This window comes from Streptomyces sp. NPDC006739 (assembly GCF_042869815.1).
Classification (GTDB): Bacteria; Actinomycetota; Actinomycetes; order Streptomycetales; family Streptomycetaceae; genus Streptomyces.
Genome location: NZ_JBIAGM010000003.1, coordinates 562,400 through 577,524, shown reverse-complemented (window position 1 = coordinate 577,524; position 15,125 = coordinate 562,400). Strand labels below are relative to the sequence as shown.

At 71.9% G+C, this 15,125-nt stretch carries 12 protein-coding genes; 10 read left to right on the top strand and 2 right to left on the bottom strand.

Annotated elements, in window-relative coordinates; translation table 11 throughout:
• Nucleotides 1–7 precede the first annotated feature (7 nt).
• Nucleotides 8–784 carry a type I methionyl aminopeptidase gene (gene map, locus ACFYMM_RS09475; RefSeq protein WP_388385227.1) on the bottom strand — a complete coding sequence of 259 codons (777 nt, stop codon included), beginning with the start codon at nt 782–784 and terminating at the stop codon, nt 8–10.
• A gap of 57 nt (nt 785–841) precedes the next feature.
• Here map and ACFYMM_RS09470 point away from each other — a divergent pair, with 57 nt between their 5' ends.
• The 9 genes from ACFYMM_RS09470 to ACFYMM_RS09430 all read left to right on the top strand — a co-directional run bounded on the left by ACFYMM_RS09470 (nt 842) and on the right by ACFYMM_RS09430 (nt 12,338).
• Nucleotides 842–1,093, top strand: coding sequence for a helix-turn-helix domain-containing protein (locus ACFYMM_RS09470; RefSeq protein WP_388385226.1), 252 nt, complete (start codon nt 842–844; stop codon nt 1,091–1,093).
• A 95-nt stretch (nt 1,094–1,188) separates the two neighbouring features.
• The gene (locus ACFYMM_RS09465) at nt 1,189–3,168 is read left to right on the top strand and encodes a hypothetical protein (RefSeq protein WP_388385225.1); all 1,980 of its coding nucleotides are present in this window, start codon (nt 1,189–1,191) and stop codon (nt 3,166–3,168) included.
• Nucleotides 3,169–3,330: 162 nt separating this feature from the next.
• Complete coding sequence (locus ACFYMM_RS09460; RefSeq protein ID WP_388385224.1) at nt 3,331–4,173, top strand: nitrilase-related carbon-nitrogen hydrolase; 843 nt, start codon at nt 3,331–3,333, stop codon at nt 4,171–4,173.
• Nucleotides 4,170–5,453, top strand: coding sequence for an aspartate aminotransferase family protein (locus tag ACFYMM_RS09455; RefSeq protein WP_388385223.1), 1,284 nt, complete (start codon nt 4,170–4,172; stop codon nt 5,451–5,453). The genes ACFYMM_RS09460 and ACFYMM_RS09455 overlap by 4 nt, the downstream gene beginning before the upstream one ends.
• A gap of 27 nt (nt 5,454–5,480) precedes the next feature.
• Complete coding sequence (locus ACFYMM_RS09450; RefSeq protein ID WP_388385222.1) at nt 5,481–7,046, top strand: PucR family transcriptional regulator; 1,566 nt, start codon at nt 5,481–5,483, stop codon at nt 7,044–7,046.
• Between the two features lie 332 nt (nt 7,047–7,378).
• On the top strand, nt 7,379–8,221 hold the full coding sequence (locus tag ACFYMM_RS09445) for a nitrilase-related carbon-nitrogen hydrolase (RefSeq protein WP_388385221.1): 843 nt from the start codon (nt 7,379–7,381) through the stop codon (nt 8,219–8,221).
• Between the two features lie 31 nt (nt 8,222–8,252).
• Nucleotides 8,253–9,656 carry a dihydropyrimidinase gene (gene hydA / locus ACFYMM_RS09440; RefSeq protein ID WP_388385220.1) on the top strand — a complete coding sequence of 468 codons (1,404 nt, stop codon included), beginning with the start codon at nt 8,253–8,255 and terminating at the stop codon, nt 9,654–9,656.
• Nucleotides 9,657–9,667: 11 nt separating this feature from the next.
• Nucleotides 9,668–10,687 (top strand): TIGR03842 family LLM class F420-dependent oxidoreductase, encoded by a 1,020-nt coding sequence (locus tag ACFYMM_RS09435; protein WP_388385219.1) that lies wholly within the window; start codon nt 9,668–9,670, stop codon nt 10,685–10,687.
• Nucleotides 10,688–10,796: 109 nt separating this feature from the next.
• Entirely contained in the window at nt 10,797–12,338 is a 1,542-nt protein-coding gene (locus ACFYMM_RS09430) for an NCS1 family nucleobase:cation symporter-1 (protein ID WP_388385218.1), read from the top strand.
• A gap of 23 nt (nt 12,339–12,361) precedes the next feature.
• On the opposite strand, the gene ACFYMM_RS09425 is transcribed toward ACFYMM_RS09430, so the two are convergent.
• The gene (locus ACFYMM_RS09425) at nt 12,362–13,030 is read right to left on the bottom strand and encodes a hypothetical protein (protein ID WP_388385217.1); all 669 of its coding nucleotides are present in this window, start codon (nt 13,028–13,030) and stop codon (nt 12,362–12,364) included.
• A 267-nt stretch (nt 13,031–13,297) separates the two neighbouring features.
• On the opposite strand from ACFYMM_RS09425, the gene ACFYMM_RS09420 reads away from it, so the two are divergent.
• Nucleotides 13,298–15,112, top strand: coding sequence for a gamma-glutamyltransferase family protein (locus ACFYMM_RS09420; protein ID WP_388385216.1), 1,815 nt, complete (start codon nt 13,298–13,300; stop codon nt 15,110–15,112).
• Nucleotides 15,113–15,125: the final 13 nt, after the last annotated feature.

Sequence of the window (15,125 nt, the reverse complement as noted above, 5' to 3'; positions counted from 1 at the left end):
CGCCGCGTCAGGCCGGCTGCCGCGCCGTGAGGATCCTGGGGCCCTCGGTGGTGATCGCCACCGTGTGCTCGGCGTGGGCCGCCCGGGACCCGTCCGTGGTGCACAGGGTCCAGCCGTCCGGGGCCGCGTAGTAGTCGTCGGTGCCGCCCGCGGTCAGCATGGGTTCGATCGCCAGGACCATGCCGTGCCGCAGGGGCAGGCCGCGGCCGGGGCGGCCCTCGTTCGGGACCGAGGGGTCCTCGTGCATACGGCGCCCGATCCCGTGGCCGCCGAAGCCGTCCGGGATGCCGTAGCCGGCCGCCCGGCAGACCTGGCCGATCGCGTGGGCGATGTCGCCGATCCGGTTGCCGACGACCGCCGCCTCGATGCCGGCCGCCAGGGCGCGCTCGGTGGCGTCGATCAGACGTACGTCCGCCGGGCGCGGCCGGCCCACCGTGAAGCTGACGGCCGAGTCGCCGACCCAGCCGTCGAGTTCGGCGCCGCAGTCGATGGAGACCAGGTCACCGTCGCGCAGCCGGTAGCGGCCGGGGATGCCGTGCACGATCGCGTCGTTGACGGAGGCGCAGATGACCGCCGGGAAGGGGGTGGGGGCGAAGGAGGGGCGGTAGCCGAGGAACGGGGAGGAGGCGCCGGCCTTCCGGAGTACCTCGCGGGCCACCTCGTCCAGCTCCAGCAGCGTGACACCGACGTCCGCGGCCCTCCGTACGGCCGTCAGGGCCTGTCCCACGACCTGTCCCGCCCGGTGCATCGCGTCGATCGACGTGTCCGTCTTCAGTTCAACCATGCCAATTAATATACCGGCTTCTTAGACCGGTTTAGTCGACCGGATTAGAATGAGGGCATGGTACGTACCCCCCTCACCCCCGAAGAACGTGAACGCGGCGAGCGGCTCGGGCGGTTGCTGCGGGCCGCGCGGGGTGGCCGGAGCATGACGGAGGTCGCCGCCGAGGCGGGCATCTCGGCCGAGACGCTCCGCAAGATCGAGACCGGGCGGGCGCCGACCCCGGCCTTCTTCACCGTGGCCGCGCTGGCGCGGGCCCTCGGGCTGTCGATGGACGAACTGGTGGAGCGGTGCGTGCTGGTGGTGGCATGACCGCGGTCGCGTCCGGAAAACTTCCTGTAGCCCGTTCGTAACACGGCTGGTGTTCGCTACGGACCGGAGTGCTCCGGTCTGGCGGGAGTTGACGGATGGCTGTGGAACAACTCCCTGGCGGCGTGCGGGAGTTCACGAACTATCTGCACGGTGTCCTGGCACGCCTGGACCAGGGCGGCGGCTGGTGCGGGGTGTTCTGGCAGCGCGATCCGGAGGGCATGCAGGCCTGTCTCGACGGCCGCGAGGTCCCGCCGTGGGACGTGGTGGAGGCGCTGCTGCAGGACCTCGCGGCGGCATACGGCCCCGCCGCCGCACGGGCCGACAGGGAGCGGGCCCGGACCCTGCACGCGGCCGCGCTCGCCGCGTACGACGACCTGCCCGGCGCCCGCGACGCCCTCGGGGACCGGCTCGACGTCATGCTCCGCGAGCAGCGGTACGCCGCCGAACGCCAGGCTGAGCTGAGCCGCTCGCTCGCCTCCGTGACCTCCCGCGAGGAGTCCGACGCCCTCCGCCTCGACCTCGCCTGGGCCCACGACGACCACGAACGGGCCACTGCCCGGTGCCGGGAACTCCGCGCACGGATGGCGAGGCTCGACCGCCGGCCGACCGGGGCCTGGGGCACGGGGCCGGGCGGACACGGGGGTGTCCTGCGGGTGGGGGAGCCGCCGTCCGGAGGGGGGCCGGCACCCGAAGACCGGGGACCACGAGAACAGACCCTGCCCAGGGGACAGGTGCACATGCAGGGGCAGGGGCAGGGGCAGGGGCAGGGGCAGGGACAAGGACTGGGGCGCCCGGCTTACGGTTCCGCTGCCACGGCCCCCGGCCACAGCAGCCGTTCGGTTTCGACCGCGCCGGACGACTCGGTCTTCGGACCCGCCCCCACACCCCCCGGCCACACCGCTCGGCCGACACCAAACCCCGACCGCCCGACTCACGACCCGGCTCCCACGTCCCTGGACTCCGGGGGCCCGCTTTACCCGGCCGCTCCTGATCACTCGGCTCCTGGTGCAGCTCTGACGTCCCTGGGCTCTGGGGGTCAGCCCTTTCCGGCCGCCGTCGACCGCCCGGCTGACGGTCCGGCCTTCACGTCCCTGGGCTCTGGGGGTCAGCCCTTTCCGGCCGCCCCCGAGCACCCGGCTCACGGTCCGGCCTCCACGGCCCCGGGTCCCGGGGGCCGGCCCTATCGGGGCGCCCCCGAGCAGTCCGTCCCCGACCGTCCCGCTCAAGGCCCAGCCCCCGGTCCCGAGGGTCGCGCCGGGGTCGCCCCCCTTGCCCCTGCCGCGTCCGCACACGGCCCCGCCCCCGCGTCCCCCGGCGCCCACTCCCGCCCCGCTCCAGCCGCCCCCGCCAAGACCCGTAAGCGTCGTCGTGGCAGTGCCCGGTTCGCCGGTATGGGGGCGGAGGAGGAGGCACCGGCGGTCGTGCCGCAGGCCGCCGCCCCCGTGGTGGCCGCCGCCCCTGGGCGTCGTACCCCGCGAGGGGCCCGGTTCGCCGGGGCGGAGGAGGCGGCCCAGCCCGTCGAGGTGCCGGTCGAGCGGGTCGACGCCGGGGCCGGCCAGGCCGTAGCGGGAGCCGTCGCGAGCCTGGTGCGGCTGCGCACCGAGGGGCGCAGCGGTGAGGCGCACGTCCTGCTGGTGGAGATCACCCACTGGCCCGCCCCCCGTTTCCCGCTGCTCGCGGACGGTCTGCAGCGCGCCGGGCTGGAGGCCGACTGGGCCACGCTGCTGTGGGAGGCCGCCTCGCTGCCCGCCGGACGGCTGGTCGCCGCCGCCGACGCCCTGGTCGCGGCGGGCCGCGCCGCCGACGGCCGGCAGATGCTGCGCCAGGGCGTGGCCCGGCCGGCCGTGGACGTCGGGGAGGCCGTACTCGGTCTGGAGGCCGAGGGGCACAGCCGCGAGGCGGAGGTCCTCCTGGACGCCTACGTCCGGGTCCGCCCGCCGGAGGAGGCGGCCCGCAGCGTCGCCCCCGACCCCGAACGCCTGGTCCCGCTGCTCCTGCGGGCCGCGCGGGGCGTCTCGGAGGAACGCCACTGGGACCTGGTCCATGCCCTGCGCGTCGCCGGTTTCACGGCCTGACCGCCCGCTTGCCCGCTCACCCACCGGAGTGTGAAACGTGATCGACTCCGCGGGTTGACGACGATGGTCTTGGCAAGGAACTTCCGGGAGGCTTACTTTCGTGCCTCTACCACCTGTTTCTACGTGCGTAGAGGCTCTGACGTCCCGCCGAAGGAGCAGCTCATGGCCAACGTCGTACGTGCCGCTCTGGTCCAGGCCACCTGGACCGGCGACACCGAGTCCATGGTGGCGAAACACGAGGAGCACGCCCGTGAGGCGGCCCGCCGGGGCGCGAAGATCATCGGGTTCCAGGAGGTCTTCAACGCCCCCTACTTCTGCCAGGTCCAGGAGCCGGAGCACTATCGCTGGGCCGAGCCCGTGCCCGACGGGCCGACGGTGCGCCGTATGCGCGCGCTCGCCCGCGAGACCTGCATGGTCGTCGTCGTACCGGTCTTCGAGGTCGAGCAGTCCGGCTTCTACTACAACACCGCGGCCGTGATCGACGCGGACGGCTCGTACCTCGGCAAGTACCGCAAGCACCACATCCCGCAGGTCAAGGGCTTCTGGGAGAAGTACTACTTCAAACCCGGCAACGCCGGTTGGCCCGTCTTCGACACCGCCGTGGGCAAGGTCGGCGTCTACATCTGCTACGACCGCCACTTCCCGGAGGGCTGGCGGCAGCTCGGCCTCAACGGCGCCCAGCTCGTCTACAACCCCTCCGCCACCCACCGCGGCCTCTCCTCCCACCTCTGGCGCCTGGAGCAGCCGGCCGCGGCCGTCGCCAACGAGTACTTCGTCGCCGCGATCAACCGGGTCGGGGTGGAGGAGTACGGCGACAACGACTTCTACGGGACGAGCTACTTCGTCGACCCGCGCGGCCGGTTCGTCGGTGACGTCGCCAGCGACAGCAAGGAGGAACTCGTCGTCCGCGACCTCGACTTCGACCTCATCGAGGACGTGCGGCAGCAGTGGGCGTTCTACCGCGACCGCCGCCCCGACGCCTACGAAGGGCTGGTACAGCCGTGAACGACCTCTACGCCCGCCACCGCGGCGTCCTGCCCGACTGGCTCGCCCTCTACTACGACGACCCGCTGGAGATCACCCACGGCGAGGGCCGGCACGTCTGGGACGCGAGCGGCAGGAAGTACCTGGACTTCTTCGGCGGCATCCTCACCACGATGACCGCGCACGCGCTGCCCGAGGTGACCAAGGCGCTGACCGAGCAGGCCGGACGGATCATCCACTCGTCCACCCTCTACCTCAACCGGCCCATGGTCGAACTCGCCGAGCGAGTCGCCCAGTTGAGCGGAATCCCGGACGCCCGGGTCTTCTTCACCACCTCCGGCACCGAGGCCAACGACACCGCCCTGCTGCTCGCCACGACCTACCGGCGCAGCAACACCGTCCTGGCGATGCGCAACAGCTACCACGGCCGTTCCTTCAGCACCGTCGGCATCACAGGCAACCGCGGCTGGTCCCCGACCTCCCTGTCCCCGCTGCAGACCCTCTACGTCCACGGCGGCGTCCGCACCCGTGGCCCGTACGCCGGACTCGACGACCGCGCGTTCATCGCCGCCTGCGTCGAGGACCTGAGGGACCTGCTCGGCCACACCCGCCCGCCCGCCGCCCTGATCGCCGAACCGATCCAGGGCGTCGGCGGCTTCACCTCCCCGCCCGACGGCCTCTACGCAGCCTTCCGCGACGTCCTGAAGGAGCACGGGATCCTCTGGATCGCCGACGAGGTGCAGACCGGCTGGGGCCGTACCGGGGAGCACTTCTGGGGCTGGCAGGCGCACGCGGCCTCGGGGCCTCCCGACATCGTCACCTTCGCCAAGGGCATCGGCAACGGCACCTCCATCGGCGGGGTCGTGGCCCGCGCCGACATCATGAACTGCCTCGACTCCAACAGCATTTCGACCTTCGGCGGCACCCAGCTCACCATGGCGGCCGGCCTCGCGAACCTGAACTACCTGCTGGAGCACGACCTGCAGGGCAACGCCCGGCGCGTGGGCGGGCTGCTCATCGAGCGGCTGCGGGCGGTCGCCGCCCAGCTGCCCGGCGTCCGGGAGGTGCGCGGGCGCGGACTGATGATCGGCGTCGAGCTGGTCAGGCCCGGGACCGACCAGGCCGATCCGCAGGCGGCCGCCGCCGTCCTGGAAGCGGCTCGCGCGGACGGCCTCCTGATCGGCAAGGGCGGCGGCCACAACACCAGCGCCCTGCGCATCGCCCCGCCCCTCTCCCTCACGGTCGCCGAGGCCGAGGAGGGCGCCGACATCCTCGAACGGGCCCTGCGGAGCCTCACGTAGCAGTGCGCAGAGCAAGGGAAGACCGCCATGACCACCACCTTCGGGACCTTCGAACCGGCGCTGTCGGTACGCCAGGTCCTCACCCTGGAACGGGTCCTCGCCGGGGAACCCGAGGTGGTGGCCGGCGCGGGCCAGCTCGACCGGGCCGTGCGCTGGGTGCACGTCGCCGAGGCGCCCGACGTGGGCGTGATGCTCACCGGCGGCGAGATGGTCCTCACCACCGGCGTGCTGCTGGCCGGCGACGAGGAGAAGCAGGCCGAGTACATCCGGTCCCTGCACCGCGCGGAGGCCGCCGCCGTGGTGCTGGGACTCGGGCGCGCCTTTCCGGCGCCCCCGGACGTGATGCGCCGGGCCGCCGAGCGGTGCGGGCTGCCGATGGTGGTCCTGCACCGGCCCTTCCCCTTCGCGGAGCTGACCGAGGAGGTCCAGTCCCGGCTGGTGCGGCGGAAGTTCGCCGCCGTGAGCCTCTCGGAGTCCGTGCGCACGGCGCTGACCGGGCTCATCACCGCGGGCGCCCCGCTGCAACACCTGCTCGACGAGATCGCCCAGCACAGTGCCTGCCCGGTCGTCGTCACCAACCTCGCGCACCGCGTTCTCGCCACGGCGGGGGAGCGGCCGGCCGTGGACGACGTGCTGCGCGACTGGGAGCGCATCGCCCGGCAGGCCGGCGGCAGCGAGGGCGACGGCTGGATCCGCGCCGAGCTGGGCGGGCGCGGCGAGCGCTGGGGCCAGATCACGCTGTGCGGGTATCGAGGGGACACCGCCACCGGACGGCTCCTCGCCGACCGGGCCGCCGAGGCCCTCGTCCTGCACCGCATGCTCGGCGGCAACTCGGCCCACTCCTGGGAGGAGCAGTCGGCGCAGGGCCTGCTGACCGACCTGGTCAGCGGAGTCGTACCGGCGAGGCAGCTGCTGCCCCGCGCGCGGGCCGCGGGGCTGCCCGTCAACCGGCGCACCTTCGTGCCGCTGGTCGTGCGCGACGGCGAACCGGCCCAGCTCGACCGGGTGCTGAGGATGCTGGGGCTGCCCGGTCTCGCCGCCGAGCTGGCCGACGGAGCCACCGCCGTGCTGCTCAGCCTCGCCCGCGACCAGGACGCGCCCGCGCTCACCGCGCACTTCGCGGCCAGGCTGCGTACCGAGTCAGGGTCGCCGAAGGCCGTGGTGGCCGCCGCCGATCCGCGCATCGCCTGGGACGACGTGCCGGCCGGTCTGCGTGAGGCCCAGCACGTCGCCGACGCCGTGGCCGACTCCTCGGCCGTCCTCGACCTCCCGGCCGTCGTCCGCCTCAAGGACGTGCATCTGCGTGGCCTGATACGGCTGCTGCGGGACGATCCGCATGTGCAGTCGTTCGCGGAACGGGAGCTGGACGGGCTGCTGTGCGCGACCGACGACGGCCTGCTGTCCGTGCTGCGCACCTACCTCGCCACCGGCCGCAACAAGTCCCGCACCGCCCAGCTGCACCACGTCTCCCGCCCGGCCCTCTACCGCCGTCTGGAGGCCATACAGGGCCGCCTCGGCGTCGACCTCGACGACTTCGAACAGGCCGCCTCGGTGCACATCGCGCTCCTCGCGCATGACGCGCAACAGGCCTGAAACACGTTACGACCTGGGAAAACGGCGGTGAAACATGGGCTCGCGACAGGGTGACACCGTGCCACGCCGCACGCCCTCAGACGTGACACCGTGCAACTCAAAGCCGGTTTTCGGACTTCCTAGTCTTCTGGGGCGGGCGTCGGATGTGCCGTCTGCCCCGCGACACCCGGCACGCACTCTCGCCGCACCGCACGCAAGCCCAAGTACATCCAGTACGAGGACTTGCGCGCGGCACGCCGAGAGCACGCACCGGACGCCGCAGGGCCCGCCCTTCGGGCGGACGACGGCCCATCCGACGCCCGCCCCAGCACCCCGAGCGACCGGAGGTCCCGATGAGCAGAGTGATCCGTGCCGCCCTCTTCCAGACCGCGTGGACGGGCGACAAGGAGTCGATGATCCAGGTACACGAGCAGGCGGCCCGGGACGCGGCGGCGCAGGGTGCCCAGGTCCTGTGCTTCCAGGAGCTGTTCTACGGGCCCTACTTCTGCCAGGTCCAGGACAAGGCGTTCTACGAGTACGCGGAGGCGATCCCGGACGGCCCGATCGTCCAGCGCTTCCAGGCGCTCGCCAGGGAGCTGGGCCTCGTCCTGATCCTGCCGATGTACGAGGAGGAGCAGCCCGGCGTCCTCTACAACACCGCCGCCGTGATCGACGCGGACGGCTCGTACCTCGGCAAGTACCGCAAGCACCACATCCCGCAGGTACCCGGCTTCTGGGAGAAGTTCTACTTCCGCCCGGGGAACGCGGGCTGGCCCGTCTTCGAGACCGCCGTCGGCAGGATCGGCGTCTACATCTGCTACGACCGCCACTTCCCCGAGGGCTGGCGCGCCCTGGGGCTCGGGGGTGCCGAGATCGTCTTCAACCCGTCGGCCACCTCGCGCGGGCTCTCCGCCTACCTGTGGCAGCTGGAGCAGCCCGCGGCGGCCGTCGCCAACGAGTACTTCGTCGGGGCGATCAACCGGGTCGGCGTGGAGGACCTGGGCGACAACGACTTCTACGGGACGAGCTACTTCGTCGACCCCGAGGCCCAGTTCGTCGGCGAGGTGGCCTCCGACAAGGAGACCGAGCTCGTCGTCCGGGACCTGGACCTGGCCAAGCTCCGCGAGGTCCGCGACCGCTGGCAGTTCTTCCGGGACCGCCGCCCCGACGCCTACTCGCCGCTGACCGCACCCTGACCGAACCGATCACTCTGGCAGGAGAGGGACCATGAGCAGCCGTACCGTCATCCGCGGTGGCCTCGTCATCACCGCGTCCGACGAGATCCACGCCGACGTGCTGATCGAGGACGGCCGCATCGCCGCCCTCGCCGCCTCCGGCACACCCGCCGCCGGGACCTTCAGTGCCGAGCGGGTGATCGACGCCACCGGGAAGTACGTGATCCCCGGTGGCGTCGACGCCCACACCCACATGGAACTGCCGTTCGGCGGTACCTTCGCCTCCGACACCTTCGAGACCGGCACCCGCGCCGCCGCCTGGGGCGGTACGACGACCATCGTGGACTTCGCGGTGCAGAACGTCGGCCACACCCTGCGCGAGGGCCTGGACGCCTGGCACGCCAAGGCCGAGGGCAACTGCGCGATCGACTACGCCTTCCACATGATCGTCTCCGATGTGAACCAGGAGACGCTCAAGGAGATGGACCTGCTCGTCGAGGAGGGCGTCACCTCCTTCAAGCAGTTCATGGCCTACCCGGGCGTCTTCTACTCAGACGACGGCCAGATCCTGCGCGCCATGCAGCGCTCCGCCGACAACGGCGGCCTGATCATGATGCACGCGGAGAACGGCATCGCGATCGACGTGCTCGTGGAACAGGCCCTGGCCCGCGGCGAGCGGGACCCCCGCTACCACGGTGAGGTGCGCAAGGCCCTGCTGGAGGCCGAGGCGACCCACCGGGCGATCAGGCTCGCCCAGGTCGCGGGCGCCCCCCTGTACGTGGTGCACGTCTCCGCGCGGGAGGCGGTCGCCGAGCTGATCCGGGCGCGCGACGAGGGCCTGAACGTCTTCGGCGAGACCTGCCCGCAGTATCTGTTCCTGTCCACCGACAACCTCGCCGAGCCCGGCTTCGAGGGCGCCAAGTACGTGTGCAGCACCCCGCTCAGGCCGAAGGACCACCAGGCGGCCCTGTGGAAGGGCCTGCGCACCAACGACCTCCAGGTGGTCTCGACCGACCACTGCCCCTTCTGCTTCGAGGGCCAGAAGGAGCTGGGACGCGGCGACTTCTCCAAGATCCCCAACGGTCTGCCGGGCGTGGAGAACCGGATGGACCTGCTCCACCAGGCCGTCGTCGACGGGCACATCTCCCGGCGCCGCTGGATCGAGATCGCCTGCGCCACCCCGGCCCGGATGTTCGGCATGTACCCGAAGAAGGGCACCATCGCCCCGGGCGCCGACGCCGACGTCGTCATCTACGACCCGCACGCCGAGCAGGAGATGTCCGCCGCGACGCACCACATGAACGTCGACTACTCGGCCTACGAGGGCAAACGCGTCACCGGCCGCGTGGAGACCGTTCTGTCGCGCGGCGAACTCGTCATCAGCGAGCGTGAGTTCACCGGACGCGCCGGTCACGGCGTCTACACCCCGCGCTCCACCTGTCAGTACCTCAACTAGGAGTGGCGCCCATGGACTTCGGACTCGTCCTGCAGACCGACCCGCCGGCCTCCCGCGTCATCAGCCTGATGAAGCGGGCCGAACGCAACGGCTTCCGCTACGGCTGGACCTTCGACTCCGCCGTGCTGTGGCAGGAACCGTTCGTGATCTACAGCCAGATCCTCGCCCAGACCACGACGCTGACGGTCGGCCCGATGGTCACCAACCCGGGCACCCGCACCTGGGAGGTCACCGCCTCCACCTTCGCCACCCTCAACGACATGTTCGGCAACCGCACCGTCTGCGGCATCGGCCGCGGCGACTCCGCGATGCGGGTGGCCGGCCGCAAGCCCAACACCCTGGCCCGGATCAGCGAGGCCATGAAGGTCATCCGGGCACTGGGCCGGGGCGAGGAGGCGGACCTCGGCGGCACGGTGATCAGGTTCCCGTGGATCAAACCGGGCGCCGAACTTCCCGTCTGGATGGCCGCGTACGGCCCGAAGGCGCTGAAGATGACCGGCGAGGAGGCCGACGGGTTCATCCTCCAGCTGGCCGACCCGTATCTGACCGAGTACATGGTCAAGACGGTCCGGGACGCGGCCGTCGCCGCCGGGCGAGACCCCTCGGAGGTGAAGATCTGCGTCGCCGCCCCGGCCTACGTCACCGAGGACGACTCGCCCGAGGCGCTCGCCCACGCCCGCGAGCAGTGCCGCTGGTTCGGCGGGATGGTCGGCAACCACGTCGCCGACCTGGTCGCCAAGTACGGCGAGCACTCCGCCGCCGTTCCCGAGGAACTCACGGACTACATCAAGGCCCGTGAGGGGTACGACTACGCGCACCACGGGCGCGCCGACAACCCCGACACCCAGTTCGTCCCCGACGAGATCGTCGACCGGTTCTGCGTCATCGGACCGGCCGAGAAGCACATCGAGAAGCTGAGCGCCCTGCGCGAGCTGGGCGTCGACCAGTTCGCCGTCTACGACATGCACGACGCGCAGGAGGCCACGATCGACGCGTACGGCGCGACGGTCATCCCGGCCGTCAACTCCTGACCCCCGAAATCCCCACCCCCCACCCTTGTCACCCCTCCCCGCCGTCCCGGGGGAGGGGCCCGGGGCCCCCGCACGGCCTTTCCCGACCCACCTCATCGATTGGCCTGCCATGACCGACACCGCTCCCTCGGCGATACCCGTGTCCGACCAAGTGAACCTGCCCGACGGGCGCGTGGAGCTCCTCCCCGGCTCCCCGCCACCGAGCGGTCCGTACGCCAACGAGGACCTGCTCCCGGTCCCCGTCGACAAGCGCACCTGGACCACGTACAACTTCTCCGCGCTGTGGGTCGGCATGGCCCACAACACGGCCTCCTGGACCCTGGCGTCCGGGCTGATCGCGGTGGGCATGGACTGGAAGCAGGCCGTGTTCACGATCGCCCTGGCCAACCTGGTCGTGCTGGTGCCGATGCTGCTCACCGGGCACGCCGGACCGAAGTACGGCATCCCCTTCCCGGTGTTCGCCCGTGCCTCCTTCGGTGTGCGCGGCGCAAACCTGCCTGCCGTGGTGCGGGCGTTGGTGGCCTGCGGCTGGTTCGGCATCCAGACCTGGATCGGCGGCGAGGCGATCTACTTCCTCGCCGGGAAGCTGATCGGCGGCAGCTGGTCGAACGCCTCGCACATCGGCGGCTACGCCTGGACCATGTGGCTGTCCTTCGCGATCTTCTGGGTGATCCAGGTCGCCATCATCTACCGGGGCATGGAGACCATCCGCCGCTTCGAGAACTGGGCGGCGCCCTTCGTCCTCGTCGGCGCCTTCGTGATGCTGTGGTGGATGAGCAGCAAGGCCGGCGGCCTCGGCCCGCTCTTCGACCAGCCCTCGAAGCTGGGCTGGGGCGGCGGATTCTGGAAGCTGTTCTGGCCGTCCCTCATGGGCATGATCGGCTTCTGGTCCACCCTGTCCCTGAACATCCCGGACTTCACCCGCTACGGCAGGAGCCAGAAGGCACAGACATGGGGCCAGGCCCTCGGCCTGCCGACCACCATGACGTTGTTCGCCTTCCTCTCCGTGCTGGTGACGTCCGGTTCGCAGGCGGTGTACGGCAAGCCGATCTGGGACCCGGTCCAGCTGGCCGCGAAGACCGACAACGTGGTGGGTCTGCTGTACGCCCTGGTGACCGTCCTGGTGGCGACCCTCTCCGTCAACATCGCCGCCAACCTGGTGTCGCCGGCCTTCGACTTCTCCAACATCGCGCCCCGGAAGATCAGTTTCCGTACCGGCGCGCTGATCACGTCCGTCCTCGCCGTACTGATCTTCCCCTGGAAGCTGTACTCCGACCCGCAGGGCTACATCTTCACCTGGCTCGGCCTGGTGGGCGGCCTGCTCGGCACGGTCGCCGGCATCCTCATCGCCGACTACTGGATCCTGCGCCGCACCCGCCTCGACCTGGCTGACCTGTACCGCACGGGCGGCCGCTACTGGTACGACGGCGGCTGGAACTGGCGGGCGGTCGTCGCCTTCGTCGCGGGCGGTGTCCTCGCGGTCGGCGGCGCCAGCTTCAAGCCGCTGATCGACGGCCGGCCCATCCCGGCACTGTCCCCGCTCGCCGACTACGGCTGGGCGGTGGGCCTGGGCACCTCGCTGGTGCTGTACCTGGCGCTGACACTGCTGACCGGGGCGGGCGCCGGGCGCGAGGAGGCGGAGCGCGCCTGACGCCGGGACCTGCCGTGGGGCGGTCAGTTCTTCTGACCGCCCTCCAGCGCGGCCACCGCGTCCCTGGCCGCCTTGATGGCACCCGTGTTGATCAGCTGCGTGTCGGGCGCCTGCTTCGTCTCGAAGTTGCTGCCGTTGTACGTGACGATCACCAGGGCGTTGGCGACCCGGATCAGCACCACACCCTCGCGGGTCTGCTGCTTGTCCTCGGTGGTGAGGTTCACCACCGAATAGCCGGCGTCGCCGACGCCCGGGACGTCCCCGCCGCCGCTCTTCTCCGAGACCCGCTGCTGGTACTCCTTCTGCGCCGCCTGGTTCGACTCCGTGATCTCGAAGGAGACGTCCAGCCAGCGGTAGTCGTAGCCCTTGAGGGCGTTCCAGGAGCAGGTGCGGCGCAGCTTGGTGTCGGTGGACGGGATCTCCTTCCCGGCCGTAGGGGCCCCCGGGACCAGCGACTTGACGGTGTTCGCCGTCACGCCGGCGCAGGGCGCGGGCGTGCTGGAGTACGTCTGCGACACCGCCGTGGAGGAAGGGGCGGAGGCGGACTGGGTCTGCGTCTTCTGGCCGGCCTTGGACGCGGCGCTGTCCTGCGGTGCGGCGGGCCCGGACGACATGGCCCAGCCGGCGCAGGCGAGCACGGCGACCGGGGTCAGCCGCGCGGCCAGGGCGAGCGGCAGAGGAAGAGAACGCACGGCGCACTTTTCGTGGGGGACGGTACGGGGGTGTCCACACTGCGGACGGGACGCCAGTGTCACACGAGTCCCGGTGGGGCGGAAGTGGGAACTTGTTCCGTCCCTGTGCGATGACGGTGAAGCGCTGTGGAGGGGCGGTGACGCAACCCGGAGTCACCGGGACGTCAGTGGTCGACCGCCTCCGGGAAGGCGGCCGTCGCCGCGTCGACCACGCGGGACGGGGCCTCGGTAGTCTGCTGCCGACGCACTCGAACACCGAGGTGAGGGATGCAGTTCACCACCCGACCCACCCTCCAGGGCACCTTCGGCATGGTGTCCTCCACCCACTGGCTCGCCTCCCAGTCCGCGATGGCGGTGCTGGAGGACGGGGGCAACGCCTTCGACGCCGCCGTCGCCGGGGCGTTCGTGCTGCACGTGGTGGAGCCGCATCTGAACGGGCCCGCCGGGGAAGTGCCCGCCGTCCTCGCTCCCGTGGGCGGCGAGGTGCGGGTGCTGTGCGGACAGGGCGTGGCACCGGCGGGCGCCACCGTCGCGCACTACACGGCACTCGGTCTGGATCTCGTACCCGGCACCGGACCGCTGGCGGCGGCCGTTCCGGGAGCCTTCGACGCCTGGATGCTGCTGCTGCGCGACCACGGCACCAGGTCCCTCGACGAGGTCCTGAAGTACGCCATCGGCTACGCCGAACACGGGCACCCGCCCGTGGACAACGTCGGGGCGACCGTGGAGAGCGTACGGCGGCTGTTCGAGACGGAGTGGACCTCGTCCGCGGAGCTGTACCTGCCCGGCGGCAGGGCGCCCAAGCCCGGTACGCCGCTGCGCAATCCGGCCCTCGCCGCCACCTGGAAGCGGCTGCTCGCCGAGACCGCCGGGGCCGGGGACCGGGAGGCCCGGATCGAGGCCGCGCGCGAGGTGTGGCGGCGCGGGTTCATCGCCGAGGCGCTGGTACGGCAGGCCGCGCGACCCACCCTGGACACCAGCGGCGAGCGGCACAGCGGCACGCTCACCGCCGACGACCTCGCCGGCTGGTCCGCGACCTACGAGACCCCCGTGACGTACGACTGGAACGGCTGGACGGTGTGCAAGGCCGGCCCCTGGAGCCAGGGACCGGCCCTGCTCCAGCAACTCGCCCTGCTGCCGCCCGAGCTGCCCCCCTACGCCTCCGCCGACTACGTCCACCTGCTGACCGAGGGCTGCAAGCTCGCCATGGCCGACCGTGAGGCCTGGTACGGCGACGCGGCCGAAGTACCGCTCGCCGAACTGCTGTCCGACGCCTACAACGCCGGGCGCCGGGCGCTCGTCGGCGAACGGGCCTGCTACGAGCTGCGCCCCGGCAGCCCGGGCGGACGCGCCCCCCGCCTCCCCGCGCACGCGCGCGTGGTGGCCGGCGCGGACCCGGGGTTCAACCCGACGGGCGCCGGTGAGCCGACCGTCGCCCGGATCGAGGGCGCGGCGGAGGTGGCGGCCGACGGGACCACTCGCGGCGACACCTGCCACCTCGACGTCGTGGACCGCTGGGGCAACATGATCGCGGCCACCCCGAGCGGCGGCTGGCTCCAGTCCAACCCGGTCGTGCCGGAACTGGGATTCCCGCTCGGCACCCGGCTGCAGATGACCTGGCTGGAGGAGGGCCTGCCCAACTCCCTCACCCCCGGACGCCGCCCCCGTACGACCCTCACCCCGTCCCTCGCGCTGCGCGACGGCACACCGGTCATGGCCTTCGGCACGCCCGGCGGCGACCAGCAGGACCAGTGGCAGCTGCACTTCTTCCTCGCCGTCGCCCTGCGCGTCCCGGTCCGCGGCGGCCTCGACCTCCAGGGCGCGATCGACGCCCCGAACTGGCACAACGACAGCTTCCCCAGCTCCTTCCACCCGCGTGGCCGGCGCCCCGGCAGCGTGAGCGTCGAGTCGCGCACGGACCCCGGCGTCGTCGAGGAGCTGCGCCGGCGCGGCCACGACGTCACCATGGTGCCGGCCTGGTCCGAGGGGCGCCTGTGCGCGGTGGCCCGGGATCCGCGGACCGGCGTCCTGTCGGCCGCCGCCAACCCGCGCGGCATGCAGGGGTACGCCGTCGGCCGCTGAGCGAAGACCACCC